Source organism: Pseudomonas sp. S3_B11, assembly GCF_054667715.1.
On sequence record NZ_CP162749.1, the window covers coordinates 946,146 to 963,788 of the forward strand.

Sequence of the window (17,643 nt, forward strand, 5' to 3'; positions counted from 1 at the left end):
TAGACTATTGCGTTGTAGTGAAAGTCACAGCACACGGGAAATGAATGTACACCTGTGCACTGAAATTTTTATTCAAGCCCCAATCGAGGCTTGTTCGGGTGCCTAAGACTGCCGCACTTTCGCCTTTCACGCCAGTCACAGATGGTCCAGTGACCTGTTCTAGTTCACCCAGCGCTGCAGAATCTGCTGCAGGTCGTTCCTTTTGAACGGCTTGGCCAGGTAATCGTTCATGCCCGCCGCGAGGCAGGCTTCGCGGTCACCCTGCAAGGCGTTGGCCGTCAGGGCGATGATCGGCACCTCGCCGCAGCCTGGCAACTGACGGATCTGCCGCGTGGCTTCGTAGCCATCGATGATGGGCAATCGGCAATCCATGAGGATCGCTTCGAAAATCAGGCTTTCGGCGCTGCGTACAGCTTGGGCGCCATCGGTGGCGATGCTGACGGTGAAGCCGAGGCTGCGCAGCATGGCTTCGACCACCGTCTGGTTGACCGGATTGTCTTCCACCAGCAACACGTTGCGGCCTTCGCCATCGCCGCTGCCAACCGGCAGGCGCGGCGCCAGGATCGGTGGTGTCTGGCGCGACAGGGCCAGCGGGATTTCGAGGGTGAACACCGAGCCCTGGCCTTCTTCGCTCTGGGCCCGCAGCGTCCCGCCCATGCGCTCGGCCAGGGTACGGGCGATCGGTAGGCCCAGGCCGGTGCCGCCGTAGCGCCGGGAGATCGAATTGTCGGCCTGCTGGAAGGCGTCGAACATGCGCTCCAGGCTCTCTGCCGGGATACCGATGCCACTGTCGCGCACTGTGCAGGTGAACCACAGCAGTTCGTGGTCCAGGGCCTGCCACTGGCATTGCACGGTGACACGGCCTTGCTCGGTGAATTTCAGTGCATTGCCGATCAGGTTGACCAGGATCTGCCGTATCCGCGTCGGATCGCCCTGGACCTGCAAGGCCTGCATGTCGTCCGGGACCAGCAGGTCCAGGCCCAGCTTGCGCTGCGCGGCGCTGTGCTGGAACGACTGCGCGCAACTGCTCACCAGCTCTGCCAGGTTGAACGGGATGTGCTCCAGCTCCAGGGCCGAGCGTTCGATGCGCGAGAAATCGAGGATATCGTTGATCACCTTCAGCAGGTGTTCGGTGGATTCCGAGGCCAACGCCGTGTACTCGTGCTGCTCGTCGGTCATGCGGGTGGTTTCCAACAACTGCAGCATGCCCAGTACACCGTTCATGGGCGTGCGCAGTTCATGGCTCATCATCGCCAGGAATTCGGACTTGGCGCTGTTGGCTTTTTCCGCTTCTTCGCGGGTCTTGATCAACTGTGCCATGGCCTGGTGCTGTTCGCGGCTGGCTTGCCCCAAACCATCGGCCAGGTTGTTGATGTGCCGCGACAAGGCCCCCAGTTCGGCGTCGTCGACGATGGGCAGCGGGGTGCTGTAGTCGCCTTGCTGGATGGCCTTGACCGCGTTGCCGATATCGCGGATCGGCCGGGACAGGTTGGTCGCCAGCCGGCGTGCCACCAGGAAGGTGAACAGCAGGGCGAACAGCGCCAGGATCGCGGCCTTGAACAGGATTTCCTGCTGCCGCTGACTGAAGGCGTCACTGGACATGCCGACGATCACGCGGCCCAGGTAATCTTCGCCGGAGGCCTCCACGGATGGGCTGTTGCCCTGCAGGAAGTCATTGTTCAGGGCGATGCGCTGCAGGCGCACCGGGGCCTGGAAGACTTCGACCTGCTGGGCACGGCTGCGGGTTTGCTCGGGTTGTTCGACGTACACCAGGACCTTGTCGGTGCTGTCCTGGATCTCCAGGAAGCGCACGTGTGGGGTCGCCAGGGTGGCGGTGAGCAGGCTTTCCAACACTTCTTTGTTGCCGGAAATCACCCCGTATTCCGTGGCAGGGGCCAGTTGGTTGGCGATCAGTTGCCCGGTGTGATTGAGTTCCTGGCGCAAGTCCTGGATCCGCACGAAGGTAAAGAAACTGATCAGCAGCACGGTCAGCAACAATGCCGGGCCGAGGGCGATGAGCTGGGTTCGGGTGTTGATGTCCCAACGGCGACGCAAGGTCATGGGCGGTGTTCTCCTTCGGCCAACGTTGCCGCGACGGATTCGGCATCAATCGGTTCGATCCCCAGTGAGCGGGAGACTTGCCGGTTGCCCAGGACCTTGAAACGGTCCGGATAGAGGGTGCGCGGCCAGGTGGTGGCGGGCCGGTCGAGCAGCTCGTCGAGAATCGCCAGCCAGTCTTGTTGGTCGCTATAGGTGCTGGCCAGGCTGCCGGCCTTGACGAACGCGGCGCTGGGCCCGATCAGGGCGCGTTGCCGGGCGTAGCTGCTGAGCAACAGGTTCTTCACGGTCTTGGGGTTGTACAAGTCGGGGTCATCGAGACCCAGCAGCACGTCGCTCTGGCCCAGCAGGTTTTGCAGGGGACGGCTGTCGTTGGTGTCGTCCCAGCGTTCGCTGACGATGGCCAGGCCCAGCGGTGCCGCGGCCTGTTGAATGTCCTTGAGCAGGAATTCGCTGTGGGTGTCGTAAAGCACACCGACCCGTCGCACCTGCGGCAGGATGGTGCGAATCAGCCGCAATTGCCGCGCCATCGGTGGATCGCTCCACAGCAGGCTCAGGTGCGCAGGCGTTGCTTCGCCCAGGCGATCGCGGGCTTGCTGGCGGCTGATGCGCAGCACCAGGGTGGCCGGGCCCCGGGCGTCTTGCAGGCGCCAGTCGAGGCTGGGCAGGTCAAGCAGGACCAGGCGGACATTGCCCGGCAACTTGTCTGGCGCTGGCAGGTTGGCCAGCGGCGTGAACCGCACGCTGTCTTCGGGGCGCAGGGTTTTCAGGGCCTGGGTAAAAGATTGCACGCCGGGGCTGTCCTCGGCGCCGGTCAGCAGGATCTCGGCGGCCCGGGCCTCGATGGTCGCCAGCCAACCGGCAAACGCCAGGCATAGGGCTAGCGTCAGGCGGCCATGAAATGGCGTCTTGCGCGGTGGGCGTCGGGACATCTAGAAGGACAACTCCGCGCTGAAGTACACGACATGGCGGGAGTCGTAGCGGTTGTCGATAAAGGTGGTGGGCTGGTTGTCCAGGCGTTGCTGCAGGACCCCCGCCAGTTCCAGGCTGGCCTTGCCCAGGGGAATGCGCCGGGCGAGGCGGGTGTCCATCCGTTCGTAGCGATAGCCATTGAGGGCGTCGGCGGCGTAATAGAACAACGCACTGTTCCAGCCTTGGCCCCAGTCCCGTAGCCAGCCGGCCGAACCGCTGTTGCGGGCGGTCAGTTGTTCGTCGAGGGGGTTGCTGGCCTGGGCGTCGACATAGGCATAGGTCAGGCGCAGGCGGTCGGTGCTGGTCAAGCGCCAGTCGAACTGGGTTTCAGCCCCGGAGAATTGCGATTCGTTGCTGTTGCTGGCGATGTACTGATTGTTGCGCAACGGTTCGCTGATCATGCCGGTGATTTCGTCATGGAACAGTTTCACGTCGACCGCCAGCCCCAGATCCACGAAATAACCGTTGTAGCCCAGTTCCCGGGAGCGCATGTGCTCTTGCTCCAGGTTGCCCGGGCCGCGGGTCCGGACGAAGTAACGGGCGCTGTTCTGGCCGAAGGCGGCGGGTTGCAGGTTGGTGACCTGATAGCTCCAGTTGACGTTGTTCTCGAACATGTCCGGGGAGCGCACGGCTTCGGAGTACACCGCCCTCAGGCCGTGGCGCGGGGTGATCAGGTAGTTGACCGCGACCCGTGGGGTCAGCGAGCTGCCGGTCAGGCGGGTGTCTTCGAACATCGCGCCGCCCTGCAACAACCAATGTTCGGTGGCCCGCCATTCGAGCTGGCCGAACAGGCGCCACGTGGTGTCGTCCAGGGTGCCGTTGAAGTAGGTTTCCGAGTCGGCCCGGTCATAGCGATAGTTGGCGCCGGTGACCAGTCGCAGGCTGTCGGACAGGCTCAGGGTGTCCTGGATCTCCAGGTCGTAGCGCGATTCCCGGGCGCTTTGGTCGATGTCGCCGCACAGGGTTTGCGAGGCGCCGTTGCGCCACTGGTCGAGCACCTGATTGGCCAACGTTTGTTCCTGTGGCGTGCCGGCTGGCGCGCCGCTGTTGATGTAGCTGGGGATATTGCGTGCCAGCTTCTCGGCATAGTTGGGGTTGAGCTGCCACAGGTCGGTCAGTTGCGGGCTGAAGGACACCTCGGCGTCGCAGGCGCGCCAGGTCTGCTGGCGATCCCAGTGCTGGATCGAACCCTGTACATAAAGACTGTGGTCGGGGTCCAGGTCCAGGTTCCAGCGCAGTGAGCCGGCGTAGTCCTTGGCGATGACGTCGGAGTTATCCCCAGCGGCTGTAATCCCGGCAAACACGGGATGGTAGGTATAGGGCCGCTGATTGGTCCCGTCCTTGGCGTTCAATTGCCAATCGATACTTTGCTGCTCGTCCAACGTCTGGCTGACGGACAGGTTGAAGCGGTTCAGGCGGCGGCTGTCGCGGTAATCGGCGCCGTTGCGGTCGCTGTCAAAGCCATCGTCTTCCTGGCCGGACAACGACAGCCGCAGGTCGCCGCCGTCCCAGCCGCTGCCCTGGCTGGCGTACCAGTCGCTGATGCCACGCTGGCCACGGGTGATTTTCAGCCGGGTGCCATGGCTGTCGGCCGGGGCGCGGGTGATGATATTGACCACCGCCATCAGCGCATTGGCGCCGTAGCTGACGGTGTTGGGGCCGCGGAAGACTTCGATCCGCTCGATGTCCTCCATGGCCACCGGAATATCGCTCCAGTCCACCGTGGCCAGGCCGGCGCGGTATACCGAGCGGCCGTCGATCAGCACTTGCATGCGGCGGGCTTCGCTGGCGTTGGTGCCATGGTAGTTCACGGCAGCCTGGTTGCCGCTGATGTTGCCGACCATCATGCCCGGCACCAGGCGCAGCAGTTCGCTGATATCGCGAGCGCCGCTGGCCTTGATCAACTCGCTGTCGAGCACGGTCATGCTGCCTGGCACTGCCGCTGGTGATTGCTTGAGGCGCGTGGCCGTCAGCACCTGGGGCATGGGCTGGCTGTCCACGAACAGGTCGTCGCCCAGCACTGGCGGGCTGATGATCAGTGCCAATAGCAGGGACGAACCTGGACGGGAAGGGCCAACGGACACGGCACAGCCTTTGAGATAGGGTGGATGGCGGGCATGTTAACCGAGCTGAACGACTTTTCCATTCGCGTTGACAGCATTTTCCTAGGAATTGATGGTCAGCTTCCTACAGCTGGTGGTAATTGTTGCCGGGGCTGGTCGCGCTCTGGCCGCTCCGTATAATGCCCCGCATTGCCACTTGGTATGGATGAACGGATTGCATATGACTGAACAGCGCCCGATTGCTGTCCTGGGAGGCGGGAGTTTCGGCACCGCCGTGGCTAACCTGCTGGCCGAGAATGGTCACCCGGTGCGCCAGTGGATGCGTGACCCGGAGCAGGCCGAGGCCATCCGGGTCAATCGCGAGAACCCGCGTTACCTCAAGGGCATCAAGATCCACCCGGAAGTGGAACCGGTGACTGACTTGCAGGCAACCCTGGAGGGCAGCGACCTGTTCTTCGTCGCCCTGCCGTCCAGCGCCTTGCGTTCGGTGCTGGCGCCCTACGCGGAACGCTTGAGCGGCAAGCTGTTGGTGAGCCTGACCAAGGGCATCGAAGCCAAGACCTTCAAGCTGATGAGCGAGATTCTCGAAGAAATCGCGCCCAAGGCTCGGATCGGTGTGATCTCCGGGCCGAACCTGGCGCGGGAAATCGCTGAGCATGCGCTGACCGCTACGGTGGTCGCCAGTGAGGATGAGGAGCTGTGCCAGCGGGTCCAGGCGGCACTGCATGGCCGTACCTTCCGGGTCTACGCCAGTGCCGACCGTTTCGGTGTGGAGCTGGGCGGGGCGTTGAAGAACGTCTATGCCATCATCGCCGGCATGGCGGTGGCGCTGGGCATGGGCGAGAACACCAAGAGCATGCTGATCACCCGTGCGCTGGCGGAAATGACCCGCTTTGCCGTCAGTCAGGGCGCCAATCCGATGACCTTCCTGGGGTTGGCCGGCGTGGGCGACCTGATCGTCACCTGTTCCTCGCCCAAGAGCCGCAACTACCAGGTCGGTTTTGCCCTCGGCCAAGGCTTGAGCCTCGACGAGGCCGTGTCGCGCCTGGGTGAAGTGGCCGAAGGGGTCAATACCCTCAAGGTGCTCAAGGCCAAGTCCCAGGAGGCGGGGGTGTACATGCCACTGGTCGCCGGGTTGCACGCGATCCTGTTTGAAGGGCGCACGCTCGAACAGGTGATCGAGCTGTTGATGCGTGGCGAACCGAAGACCGATGTCGATTTCATTTCCACCAGCGGTTTCAACTGAACCTTTATTGACCGCAAGCAGGAGCGAGCCATGAACGATCCGCAAGGGCAACCCCAATACGAATCCATCCTGCTGCGTGTGCTGTGGATGGTGATTTACCTGCTGGTCTGGCAGGTGGCGCAATTCATCCTCGGCGCCGTGGTGCTGGTGCAGTTGATCTATCGGCTGATCTACGGCGCACCCAGTGCCAGCCTGATGAATTTCGGCGACAGCCTGAGCCAGTTCCTGGCCCAGATCGGTCGTTTCGGCACCTTTCACAGCGACCAGAAACCCTGGCCGTTCGCGGACTGGCCGACCCCGCGCACCCCGGAAGGTGAAGCACCTCACACCGTGGCGCCGGCCCCGCATCCCGCCCGGGACGAGGAGCCGAAGCTATGAAGTTGTGGGTGTTGCGTCATGGTGAGGCGGAGCCGTACGGTGCCCGTCCGGATCCGGAGCGGGCCCTGACGGCTCACGGTCGCGAGGAAGTGTTGCGCAGTGCCGCGCAATTGATCGGCCAGCCCCTGGCCGCCATTTACGCAAGTCCCTACTTGCGCGCCCAACAGACCGCACAACTGGTGCGCGAAGCGCTGGGTTTTCAGCCTGAGCTGATCACGGTGAACTGGCTCACGCCGGACACCCGGCCGCAAAAAGTCCTGGAGCGCCTCGAGGACCAGGACAATGTGCTGCTGGTCAGTCATAACCCCTTGGTGGGCAGCTTGCTGGGCTTTCTGCAGCACGGCCATCTGCAACACCCCGAGCAAGTGCAAACCGCCGGCCTGGCCGAGCTGGAAGGCGACATGCCGCTGGCCGGGGCGATGAAGCTCAAAGGGATCAGGCATCCCTGAGCAGATCGATTGCAGGACTGGGTAAAACAACAATCACACAGGAAGGGCAACGATGAGTCTGTGGCGCACCACCCCCAACATCGAGCAACTGAACGCCGCCGGTAAAAACACCATCAGTGAAGTGCTGGACATTCGTTTCGAGTCGTTCGACGACGAATCCCTGACCGCCAGCATGGTGGTCGATCATCGCACTCACCAGCCGTTCGGCCTGCTGCATGGCGGTGCTTCGGTGGTGTTGGCCGAAACGGTCGGGTCCATGGCGGCCTATCTCTGTGTCGATGCCAGCAAGTTCTATTGCGTGGGCCTGGAGATCAACGCCAACCATCTGCGCGGCGTGCGCAGCGGACGGGTGACCGCCACGGCCCGGATGGTCCACCTGGGCCGCACCACCCAGGTCTGGGACATTCGCCTGGTCAATGACGAGGGCAAGGTCAATTGCGTGTCGCGCCTGACCATGGCCGTGGTGCCGCTGGGCGAGCAACCGCCGGCGCGTTGATGTTCTAGCTGGACGCAATCCTGTCATGGGGTGATTTCCTGTGGGAGAAGGCTTGCCCGCGATGGCGTCGACGCGCAACACCTGATCCACCCCAGCGTCTGCATCGCGGGCAAGCCTTGCTCCCACAAGTCTCCTCGCCACATGGGGCAGTGCTTACCGCTTGATAGCCCCATAGCCCAAGCCCGACTGTCATCATTCCTGTCAGTTACGGTCATTGCCGTGCCGTCGGGTTCTGCGGACAATCTGCCCCAGTTCCCCCAATGGATCGGCTGTCATGTCGCAACAGATTTTTTTCGCCCACGCCAACGGTTTTCCCTCGGCCACCTACGGCAAACTGTTCGCCGCGCTGGCGCCGCAGTACCAGGTCGCGCATCTGGAGTTGCACGGTCATGACCCGCGTTTCCCGGTTGACGATAACTGGCACAACCTGGTGGACGAACTGATTCATCACCTGGAGCAGCAACCGGCGCCGGTGTGGGGCGTTGGTCACTCCCTGGGCGGCGTGCTGCACCTGCACGCGGCGTTGCGCTGCCCCCAGTTGTATCGCGGCGTGGTCATGCTCGATTCGCCGGTGCTGACCCGTACCGACCAGTGGGTGATCCTGGCCGCCAAGCGCCTGGGCTTCATCGACCGCCTGACACCCGCGGGCCGGACCCTGGGTCGGCGTGAGGAGTTCGCTGACCTGGAGTCCGCCCGGCAGTATTTTGCCGGCAAGACCCTGTTCCGCGGCTTTGACCCGGATTGCTTCGACGCCTACCTGCAACACGGCCTGCAACAAGTCGGCGACCGGCTGCGACTGCGCTTTGACCCTGCCACCGAAATCAGCATTTACCGCGGCGTGCCGCACACCAGCCCCGGACGGCCCCGCAAGCTCAAGGTGCCGCTGGCCGTGGTGCGAGGCCGGCAGAGTCGCGTGGTGATGCGTCATCACACCCGTTCGGTGGGGCGCATGCTCCATGGCGAATCCCTGAGCATGCCCGGCGGCCATATGTTTCCCCTCGAACGTCCACAGGACACGGCCAACCTGCTCAAGAACCTGTTCCAGCGTTGGGAAGGGCGCAGCGCATGAGTGTGGTCGAGGAAGTCCGCCTGAGCTTGCCGCACATCGAACTGGCGGCCCACCTGTTCGGGTCGGAAGACGGACTGCCGGTAATTGCCCTGCATGGTTGGCTGGACAACGCCAACAGCTTCGCCCGCCTGGCGCCCAGGCTCGAGGGCCTGCGGGTGATTGCCCTGGACATGGCCGGCCACGGTCACTCCGGGCATCGGCCGCCCGGTGCCGGTTATGCCCTCTGGGACTATGCCCACGATGTGCTGCAAGTCGCCGAACAACTGGGCTTGAAGCGTTTCGCCCTGTTGGGGCATTCCATGGGCGCCATTGTCTCGCTGGTGCTGGCCGGCTCCTTGCCGGAGCGGGTGACGCACCTGGGGCTGATCGACGGGGTGATTCCTCCGACAGCCAAAGGCGATAACGCGGCCGAGCGCATGGGCATGGCCCTGCAAGCCCAGTTGGATCTGCAGCAGAAACGCAAGCCGGTCTACAAAACCCTGGAGCGGGCCATCGAAGCGCGGATGAAGGGGCTGGTGGCGGTCAGCCGCGAGGCCGCTGAACTGTTGGCCCAGCGTGGCCTGATGCCGGTGCCCGGGGGCTATACCTGGCGCACCGACAACCGCCTGACCTTGCCATCGCCTTTGCGCCTGACCGATGAACAAGCCATGGCGTTCGTGGCGCGGGTCGCTTGTCCGGCGCATCTGGTGGTGGCGGCCGACGGCATGCTGGCCCAGCACCCGGCGTTGCTGGAGCGTCTACCCTTCAGTCATGAGCAGTTGCCCGGCGGCCATCATCTACACCTGAACGACGAGGTCGGTGCCACACTTGTAGCAGACTGTTTCAATCGGTTCTTCACCGTTCCTTGACTTGCGGCGGGCAACTGTCGAGGCTGGGCGGGTTGAAAGGGAGACAACCATGACAGACCTCTGTTTATCAGCCTCGCGGTGCATCGACGACGACCGTTGCGTCCACGCGTCCCAGGCCAAGCCGACCCGATGAAGTTATCCGTTCACTCACTCGTCCTGCTGGTGCTGGCCTGCTTCAGCCCGGCGTCGTTCGCCGCCGATGTGCCAGGCAGTCGCGACCTGGAGCGTGTGCCGCGCATGCCCGACGCGCAGATTGTCGATTACCGGCAGACCAGCGACCTGGAACGCGTCTACCCCATGGGCTCGATCCGCAAGATCAGCGGCCAGCTGCGCTTCGACGGCCAGGTCGATGCCCGTGGGAACGTCACGTCGGTCACCTACGAACTGCCGCCGGAACATTCCGCCACCCAGGCCTTTACCGCAGCGCGCGAAGCGTTGCAGAAACAGGGCGCCGAGCTGTTGTTCTGGTGTCAGGCCCGCGATTGCGGCGAAAGCAGCCTGTGGGCCAACGACGTCTTCGGCAACTCCAAGCTCTATGGCGCCGACAACGGCCAGGCCTTCCTGCTGCTGCGCCTGGCGCCACCGACGGACAACACACTGATTGCGCTGTATGCCATCACCCGCGGCAATCGCAAGGCCTACCTGCATGTCGAGCAGTTCGAGGCGAGTGCAGCGCTGGGGGACCTGTTGCCGACGTCGGCCACGCTGCTGCGCCAGCTCAAGGACACAGGGGTCCTGGATTTGCCGCGTCTTGCCGGTGAGCCGGACGACACCTGGTTGCGCCTGTTGTCCCGGGCGCTGAACCTGGACACGGGCTTGCGGGTCAGTATCGCCGGGCCCCGGGCCGAGGATTGGCTTGAGGCTCTGGCGGGCCAGGGTGTCCGGGCGGCGCGCATGGAGGCCGCCAGCGGCGAGGCGGCGGGATTGCACCTGGAGTTGCTGCGCTAAGCTGTTTCGGGGCGGCGGCTTTCACGCCGTTGCCTCGCTCCTGTTCATTTTTTCGAGACCCTACATGATCAATAACGATCGGCTGTTGGTGCAGATCCTGCTCCTGGTGTTGTTCGGTGCAAGCCTCTGGGTCATGGCGCCGTTCTGGTCGGCGCTGTTCTGGGGCGCGGTGCTGGCGTTCGCCAGTTGGCCGCTGATGCGCCTGCTGACCCGCTGGGTCAATGGCCGCGAATCCCTGGCGGCGGCGTTGCTGACGGTGGGTTGGATGCTGCTGGTGGCGGTGCCGCTGGTGTGGCTGGGTTTCAACCTGGCCGACCATGTGCGCGATGCCACCGCATTCATCAAGGACGCACAGGTCGACGGCCTGCCCGAAGCCCCGACCTGGTTGGCCGGTGTACCGCTGGTGGGCGAACGGCTGGTCGGCATCTGGAACAGCATCGACCAGCAGGGGGCCGCGCTGATGGTGTCCGCCAGGCCTTACCTGGGACAGGTCGGCAACTGGCTGCTGGCCCGCAGTGCGCAGATCGGCGGCGGCATACTCGAACTGACCCTGAGCATCGTGTTCGTGTTCTTTTTCTATCGCGATGGCCCGCGCCTGGCGGTGTTCGTCCACGGGTTGCTGGAGCGTCTGATCGGCGACCGCGCCGGTTACTACATCGAACTGGTGGCCGGTACGGTGCAACGGGTGGTCAACGGCGTGATTGGCACTGCGGCAGCCCAGGCCGTGCTGGCGCTGATCGGCTTCCTGATCGCCGGGGTCCCGGGGGCGCTGGTACTGGGTATCGTCACGTTCCTGTTGAGCCTGATCCCCATGGGGCCACCGCTGGTGTGGATCCCTGCCACGGCGTGGCTGGCGTGGAAGGGTGAGTACGGGATGGCGGTGTTTCTTGGCATCTGGGGCACGTTCATCATCAGTGGCGTGGACAACGTGCTCAAGCCGTACCTGATCAGCCGTGGCGGAAACCTGCCCCTGGTCATCGTGCTGCTGGGGGTGTTCGGCGGGTTGATCGCCTTCGGTTTCATCGGCCTGTTCATCGGCCCGACCCTGCTGGCGGTGGCGTATAGCCTGTTGACGGACTGGAGCAAGAGCCAGGCGCGGTAACCCACCCCAGAGGCAAGCACAAACCTTTGTGGCGAGGGGATAAATCCCCTCGCCACAAGTGAGTTTCAATCCAGGCTTGCCGGTGAATCAGGTCGCCACGTTCAGGTGTTTCCCTACAGTGGCGACGTTATCCAGCGAGTATTGCCGGCTGAGGTTGGCGATCATTCTGTTCAACGCCTCGCTGACATTGGCCTGTTCGGTGGAGCTGTCGCTGCGGCGACCGGCCTGCAAGGCGTTGTTGAATTCGTCGCTGCTGACGCCACCGCTGCTGTCGCTGTCGAGTGCTTCCATCAGCATCGCGCTGGTGTCGGTGCTCGTGGATGTACCGTTGCTGGCCTGCAAGGCGCTGCTCAGTTCGCTGGCGGTGACGGTGGCGTCGCCATCGGCATCGAGCTGGCTGAACAACTCTTCACTGGAGGCCTGTTGCGGTGGTGGCGGTGGCGCAAGGCTGGCGGCGAGTTCGTCGAGGCTGACAGTGCCGTCTTCATTCTTGTCCAACGCCGAGAACACTTGCTGGCTGTCGGCATCGCTGTCCGTGCTGGCCAGGCCGTTGCTCAACTCATCGCTGCTGACCACGCCATCACCGTCGGTGTCCAGGACGCTGAGCAGCGCATCGGCCAGTTCGGTATTTGGTGCCTGGTCCCGTGGCGGTGGAGGCGGAGGCGGAGGCGCCATCGCAGCCATTTCTTCGCTGCTCAGCTCACCACTGCCGTCACTGTCCAGGTCACTGAAGTTGTCGCTCAGGCTGACCAGAATGCCGTCGTCGCTTTTTTGCGACAGGGCGGTGCTCAACTCTTCCTGATTGACCGAACCGTCGCCGTCACTGTCGAGTTTGCTCAGCAATTCCTTTTGAAACTGCTGGCTGCGGGCACTGCTGGTTGCGGTACTGCTGGTGCTGGTATAGGTCGAGTAACTGCTGACGCTACCGATCATGGGCGCTCTCCTTGGGCTGGGATAGCCGGTGAGTGCACCGGCTTATGCAGCCTCGGCGGGGGAGTTGTCGTGGGTGTGTGGAGTTTGTACCGAGAGAAATACACAGTGTTCGCCCCTGTGAGATAAGAGTCTTAGAGACGAGGCAGGCTGATCACCGCCGTCAACCCGCCCCCTGGCGTCTCTTCCAGGGTCAATTGCCCGCCCAGGCGTTCGGTGGCTTCGCGGGCGATGGTCATGCCCAGGCCGACGCCGCCGGAGTTGCGGTTGCGCGAGCCTTCCAGGCGAAAGAACGGTTCGAACACCGCCTCGCGTTTGTCCGCCGCGATACCGGGACCATGGTCGATGACTCGAATCAGCACCTGCTTATGTTGGTCTTCCAGGCTGATCAAGGCATGGCCGGCGTAGCGCAGGGCATTGTCGATAAGGTTGTTGAGGCACGAACGCAGCGCCATCGGTTGCACCTGCAGTGGCGCGCAGGTGCCGCTGACCTGCACATCGGCGCCCTGGTCCTGGGCGTTTTCGCTCAACGATTCCACCAAGGCCTGCACGTCCATCCATTGCAGCGCTTCACTGGTGCGCTGTTCGTGCAAGTAGGTGAGGGTGGCATCGAGCATGCCGATCATGTCGTCCAGGTCCTGGCGCATCTGGCCTTGCAGCTTGATGTCATCGATCTGCTCCAGGCGCAGCTTGAGCCGCGAAAGCGGCGTGCGCAGGTCATGGGACACCGCGCCGAGCATGCGCGAACGCTGCTGCACCTGCTCGCGAATCCGTTGCTGCATCAGGTTGAACGTATGGGCCGCCTGTCGTGCTTCACGGGGGCCGTCTTCATCCAGCGGCGGGCTGTCGAGGTTTTCGCTCAGGCGCTCGGCTGCATCGCTCAGGCGCTGGATGGGTCGGGTCAGCAGCTTGGCGCCGTACCAGGCCGCGACGATCAGGAACACGAATTGAAAGGTCAGCGGCACCACCGGGCCGCCGAACCAGGGCCGCCGAGGGTGGTTAGGGGGCGGGCCGAAACGCGGGGGGCCTTCGCCTTGTCGGGCCATTTCAGGCGGCGGCCCGGGAGGTGGGGGCTGGTCGTAGTGGAAAAACCAGGCAAAGGCCAACAGATGCGCCAGGACAATCGCCAGCAACAGCACACCAAACAGGCGGCCGAACAGGGAGTCGAGGCGCAGTTGCATCAGCCGATGTCCCGAGCGTCGAACAGGTAGCCCTCACCGCGTACGGTCTTGATCAGTTGCGGCGCCTTGGGGTCGTCGCCCAGCTTCTGGCGCAGGCGTGATACAAGCAGGTCGATGCTGCGGTCGAAGGCCTCGATGGAGCGCCCGCGAGCCGCATCCAGCAGTTGTTCGCGGCTGAGCACTCGGCGCGGCCGTTCGATGAAGACCCACAACAGGCGGAACTCGGCATTGGACAGCGGCACCACCAGCCCATTGGCGGAGATCAGTTGGCGCAGTACGCTGTTGAGCCGCCAGTTGTCGAAACGGATATTGGCCCTCTGCTCGCTGCGGTCGTCGCGCACCCGGCGCAGGATGGTCTGGATACGCGCCACCAGCTCCCTGGGTTCGAACGGCTTGGCCATGTAGTCATCGGCGCCCAGCTCCAGACCGATGATGCGGTCAGTGGGCTCGCAGCGGGCTGTGAGCATCAGGATCGGGATGTCCGATTCGGCGCGCAGCCAGCGGCACAACTGCAAGCCATCTTCACCCGGCAGCATCAGGTCGAGCACGATCACGTCGAAGTGTTCGGCCTGCATCGCCTGGCGCATGGCCGCGCCATCGGTCACGCCGCTAGCCCTTATGCTGAAGCGGGCCAGGTAGTCGATCAGCAGCTCGCGGATCGGCACGTCGTCATCGACGATCAGCGCGCGGGTGTTCCAGCGCTTGTCATCGTCGAGCACTTTTTGATCGTCAGAATTTGCAACAGGGGTGTTCTGCATGGATGCATCATCTGCCAGGTAGGCTGCCAACCGCAAAGTAGGCGGCAAGGTTGAGCCCTCAGCATAGGCTTCGTGCCGTGAGGCGTGAAGCGCTGAAAGGACGGGTTGCGGCGGCGGACGGTAGCGTGTGGACGTGTTGTACGCATGTCATGAGTGTATCGGCTTCGACACAAAGGCCGGTATCGTCCATGCTGCAGGGGGACGATGAGATTTACCGATCATCGGGTCCCGCACGGGCGCTCGTTCCGCTACAATGCGCGCCGATTTCGACTTGCCTGAGAGCCCGCTCATGTCCGCCTGCCAGACGCCCATCATCGTCGCCCTGGATTTCCCCACCCGTGACGCCGCCCTGAAGCTGGCCGACCAGTTGGACCCCAAGCTTTGCCGGGTAAAAGTCGGCAAGGAACTGTTCACCAGTTGTGCTTCGGAAATTGTCGGGACCCTGCGCGACAAGGGTTTCGAAGTGTTCCTGGACCTGAAGTTCCACGACATTCCCAACACCACCGCCATGGCCGTCAAGGCGGCTGCGGAGATGGGTGTGTGGATGGTCAACGTGCATTGCTCCGGTGGCCTGCGCATGATGGCGGCCTGCCGTGAAGTGCTGGATCAGCGCAGCGGCCCGAAACCGTTGCTGATCGGCGTGACCGTGCTGACCAGCATGGAGCGCGAGGATCTGGCCGGGATCGGCCTGGACGTCGAGCCCCAGGAGCAGGTGCTGCGGTTGGCGGCGCTGGCGCAGAAGGCCGGCCTGGACGGTCTGGTCTGTTCGGCCCTGGAGGCCAGCGCCCTGAAGGCGGCTCACCCGTCGCTGCAACTGGTGACCCCGGGGATTCGTCCGGCGGGCAGTGCCCAGGACGACCAACGTCGCATCCTGACCCCACGCCAGGCGCTGGACGCCGGTGCCGATTACCTGGTGATCGGTCGCCCGATCAGCCAGGCCGCCGACCCGGCCAAGGCGCTGGCGGCGGTCGTGGCCGAACTGGCCTGACCAAACACCGAAGATCCCCAATGTGGGAGCGAGCTTGCTCGCGATAGCGGTATGTCAGTCATATCAATGTTGACTGACACGGCCCCATCGCGAGCAAGCTCGCTCCCACAGTTGTTTTGTGTCAGACCTTCAATACCAACTTCCCGAAGTTCTCCCCACTGAACAATTTGGTCAGTGTCTCGGGGAATGTCTCCAGCCCTTCGACAATGTCTTCCTTGCTCTTGAGCTGCCCCTTGGCCATCCAGCCGGCCATTTCCTGCCCGGCGGCGGCGAACTGCGCGGCGTAGTCCATGACCACGAAGCCCTCCATGCGCGCCCGGTTGACCAGCAGCGACAGGTAGTTGGCGGGGCCTTTCACCGCTTCCTTGTTGTTGTACTGGCTGATGGCGCCGCAAATCACCACGCGGGCCTTGAGGTTCAAGCGGCTGAGCACGGCATCCAGGATGTCGCCCCCGACGTTATCGAAATACACGTCCACTCCCTTGGGGCATTCGCGCTTGAGGCCGGCGTGGACGTCTTCGTTCTTGTAGTCGATGGCGCCGTCGAAACCCAGTTCATCGACCAGGAACTTGCATTTGTCGGCGCCGCCGGCGATGCCCACCACGCGACAGCCTTTGATCTTGGCGATCTGCCCGGCGATGCTGCCCACCGCACCGGCGGCCCCTGAGAGCACCACGGTCTCGCCAGCCTTGGGCGCGCCGACATCCAGCAGGGCGAAATAGGCAGTCATGCCCGTCATGCCCAGGGCGGATAAATAACGTGGCAGCGGAGCCAGTTTCGGATCGACCTTGTAGAAACCTCTTGGCTCGCCGAGGAAATAATCCTGCACCCCCAACGCACCGTTTACGTAGTCCCCGACCGCGAACCCCGGGTTGTTCGAGGCAATTACCTGGCCGACACCCAATGCGCGCATCACCTCGCCGATGCCGACCGGCGGTATATAGGACTTGCCCTCGTTCATCCAGCCGCGCATGGCCGGGTCCAGCGACAGGTATTCGTTTTTCACCAGGATCTGTCCGGCTGCCGGTTCGCCGACCGGTACTTGCTGATAGGTGAAAGTCTCGCGGGTCGCCGCGCCTACCGGGCGTTTGGCGAGCAGGAACTGGCGATTGGTCTGGGCAGTCATGGCGGGCACTCAAGATGAATGAAGCCTTGTTGATAGACCTTCGAAGCATTTGTCGCAAGGTTTGCTGGTACAGCGAATGCAGTTCGATCCAACACAGTGATAGTTCGCCTGGGGGGCTTATCACTGGCGCCCATGAGTGCTCAAACGGCAGTTGGATAGTGCTGCCGCGTCCTCGGGACCTGTGACTAGACTGGCGGCATCTCCCGCATTCTTCGAGGAACAGACAATGAGCATGACGTTTTCCGGACAGGTCGCCGTGGTTACCGGCGCCGCCGCTGGCATCGGCAGGGCCACTGCCTTGGCGTTCGCGGCAGAGGGCCTGAAGGTGGTGGTGGCCGACCTGGACGTGGCGGGCGGCGAGGGCACGGTACAGTCGATTCGTGATTCGGGCGGCGAAGCGGTGTTCGTGCGCTGCAACGTGACGCTGGAAACCGATGTGCAGCAGCTGATGGACGAGGTGATCAAGACCTACGGTCGCCTTGACTACGCCTTCAACAACGCCGGGATCGAGATCGAGAAGGGCAAGCTGGCCGACGGTACCCTTGATGAGTTCGACGCGATCATGGGGGTCAATGTGAAGGGCGTCTGGCTGTGCATGAAGTACCAGTTGCCATTGCTGTTGGCCCAAGGCGGCGGGGCGATCGTCAACACGGCCTCGGTGGCGGGCCTGGGGGCGGCGCCGAAGATGAGCATCTATGCGGCGTCCAAGCATGCCGTGATCGGCCTGACCAAATCGGCCGCCATCGAATACGCCAAGAAGAAGATTCGCGTCAATGCAGTCTGTCCGGCGGTGATCGACACCGACATGTTCCGTCGTGCCTATGAAGCAGACCCGAAAAAAGGCGAGTTCGCCAACGCCATGCACCCGGTGGGACGTATTGGCAAAGTCGAGGAAATCGCCAGCGCCGTGCTGTATTTGTGCAGCGACGGGGCGGCTTTCACCACGGGCCATTCCCTGGCGGTGGACGGTGGCGTCACGGCGTTCTGAGGACGTATCACTCAGCCTGTAGGACGAAGCCCGCACTGGTTGC

Annotated in this window: 17 protein-coding genes; 10 read left to right on the top strand and 7 right to left on the bottom strand. The window is 63.4% G+C overall.

The genetic code is table 11. The annotated features are described in order from the left end of the window. Positions 1 to 159: 159 nt before the first annotated feature. Genes AB4O22_RS04410 through AB4O22_RS04420 form a run of 3 tightly spaced genes read right to left on the bottom strand, consistent with a single transcriptional unit; the run spans position 160 to position 5,114 of the window. Positions 160 to 2,061, bottom strand: coding sequence for an ATP-binding protein (locus AB4O22_RS04410; protein ID WP_013694027.1), 1,902 nt, complete (start codon positions 2,059 to 2,061; stop codon positions 160 to 162). Next, positions 2,058 to 2,990, bottom strand: coding sequence for an ABC transporter substrate-binding protein (locus AB4O22_RS04415; RefSeq protein WP_003204397.1), 933 nt, complete (start codon positions 2,988 to 2,990; stop codon positions 2,058 to 2,060). Before AB4O22_RS04415 ends, AB4O22_RS04410 begins: the two co-directional genes overlap by 4 nt. After that, complete coding sequence (locus AB4O22_RS04420) at positions 2,991 to 5,114, bottom strand: TonB-dependent receptor plug domain-containing protein (protein WP_223470664.1); 2,124 nt, start codon at positions 5,112 to 5,114, stop codon at positions 2,991 to 2,993. A gap of 199 nt (positions 5,115 to 5,313) precedes the next feature. Between AB4O22_RS04420 and AB4O22_RS04425 the strand changes: the two genes are divergently transcribed. The 8 genes from AB4O22_RS04425 (at position 5,314) to AB4O22_RS04460 (ending at position 11,629) form a co-directional block, all read left to right on the top strand. Beyond that, complete coding sequence (locus AB4O22_RS04425) at positions 5,314 to 6,339, top strand: NAD(P)H-dependent glycerol-3-phosphate dehydrogenase (RefSeq protein WP_223470662.1); 1,026 nt, start codon at positions 5,314 to 5,316, stop codon at positions 6,337 to 6,339. A 30-nt stretch (positions 6,340 to 6,369) separates the two neighbouring features. Then, positions 6,370 to 6,717, top strand: a complete 348-nt coding sequence (locus AB4O22_RS04430) for a DUF4389 domain-containing protein (protein WP_003204392.1) — start codon at positions 6,370 to 6,372, stop codon at positions 6,715 to 6,717. Next, complete coding sequence (gene sixA, locus AB4O22_RS04435; RefSeq protein ID WP_003204390.1) at positions 6,714 to 7,166, top strand: phosphohistidine phosphatase SixA; 453 nt, start codon at positions 6,714 to 6,716, stop codon at positions 7,164 to 7,166. The genes AB4O22_RS04430 and sixA overlap by 4 nt, the downstream gene beginning before the upstream one ends. 52 nt (positions 7,167 to 7,218) lie before the next feature. Then, a complete protein-coding gene (locus tag AB4O22_RS04440) occupies positions 7,219 to 7,662 on the top strand; it encodes a hotdog fold thioesterase (protein ID WP_003204388.1) in 444 nt (147 codons plus the stop codon). A 274-nt stretch (positions 7,663 to 7,936) separates the two neighbouring features. Beyond that, positions 7,937 to 8,731 carry an alpha/beta fold hydrolase gene (locus AB4O22_RS04445; RefSeq protein WP_013694026.1) on the top strand — a complete coding sequence of 265 codons (795 nt, stop codon included), beginning with the start codon at positions 7,937 to 7,939 and terminating at the stop codon, positions 8,729 to 8,731. After that, a complete protein-coding gene (locus tag AB4O22_RS04450; protein WP_223470660.1) occupies positions 8,728 to 9,579 on the top strand; it encodes an alpha/beta hydrolase in 852 nt (283 codons plus the stop codon). The genes AB4O22_RS04445 and AB4O22_RS04450 overlap by 4 nt, the downstream gene beginning before the upstream one ends. Positions 9,580 to 9,708: 129 nt before the next feature. Next, positions 9,709 to 10,527, top strand: coding sequence for a DUF4892 domain-containing protein (locus AB4O22_RS04455; RefSeq protein WP_003204380.1), 819 nt, complete (start codon positions 9,709 to 9,711; stop codon positions 10,525 to 10,527). Between the two features lie 64 nt (positions 10,528 to 10,591). After that, positions 10,592 to 11,629: an AI-2E family transporter gene (locus AB4O22_RS04460; RefSeq protein ID WP_003204378.1), complete on the top strand. Its 1,038-nt coding sequence runs from the start codon at positions 10,592 to 10,594 to the stop codon at positions 11,627 to 11,629. Between the two features lie 87 nt (positions 11,630 to 11,716). Here AB4O22_RS04460 and xopAW read toward each other — a convergent pair whose 3' ends face one another. The 3 genes from xopAW to AB4O22_RS04475 all read right to left on the bottom strand — a co-directional run bounded on the left by xopAW (position 11,717) and on the right by AB4O22_RS04475 (position 14,498). Next, on the bottom strand, positions 11,717 to 12,562 hold the full coding sequence (gene xopAW / locus AB4O22_RS04465) for a XopAW family type III secretion system calcium-binding effector (protein WP_460095934.1): 846 nt from the start codon (positions 12,560 to 12,562) through the stop codon (positions 11,717 to 11,719). Positions 12,563 to 12,693: 131 nt separating this feature from the next. Further along, positions 12,694 to 13,740: a sensor histidine kinase gene (locus AB4O22_RS04470; protein ID WP_223470654.1), complete on the bottom strand. Its 1,047-nt coding sequence runs from the start codon at positions 13,738 to 13,740 to the stop codon at positions 12,694 to 12,696. Beyond that, a complete protein-coding gene (locus AB4O22_RS04475) occupies positions 13,740 to 14,498 on the bottom strand; it encodes a response regulator (RefSeq protein WP_053163098.1) in 759 nt (252 codons plus the stop codon). The genes AB4O22_RS04470 and AB4O22_RS04475 overlap by 1 nt, the downstream gene beginning before the upstream one ends. A gap of 289 nt (positions 14,499 to 14,787) precedes the next feature. On the opposite strand from AB4O22_RS04475, the gene pyrF reads away from it, so the two are divergent. Continuing rightward, complete coding sequence (gene pyrF / locus AB4O22_RS04480; protein ID WP_013694023.1) at positions 14,788 to 15,486, top strand: orotidine-5'-phosphate decarboxylase; 699 nt, start codon at positions 14,788 to 14,790, stop codon at positions 15,484 to 15,486. A 121-nt stretch (positions 15,487 to 15,607) separates the two neighbouring features. On the opposite strand, the gene AB4O22_RS04485 is transcribed toward pyrF, so the two are convergent. Next, positions 15,608 to 16,612, bottom strand: a complete 1,005-nt coding sequence (locus tag AB4O22_RS04485; protein WP_003204366.1) for an NADP-dependent oxidoreductase — start codon at positions 16,610 to 16,612, stop codon at positions 15,608 to 15,610. A gap of 226 nt (positions 16,613 to 16,838) precedes the next feature. Between AB4O22_RS04485 and AB4O22_RS04490 the strand changes: the two genes are divergently transcribed. Next, entirely contained in the window at positions 16,839 to 17,600 is a 762-nt protein-coding gene (locus AB4O22_RS04490) for an SDR family oxidoreductase (protein WP_003204364.1), read from the top strand. Positions 17,601 to 17,643 lie beyond the last annotated feature (43 nt).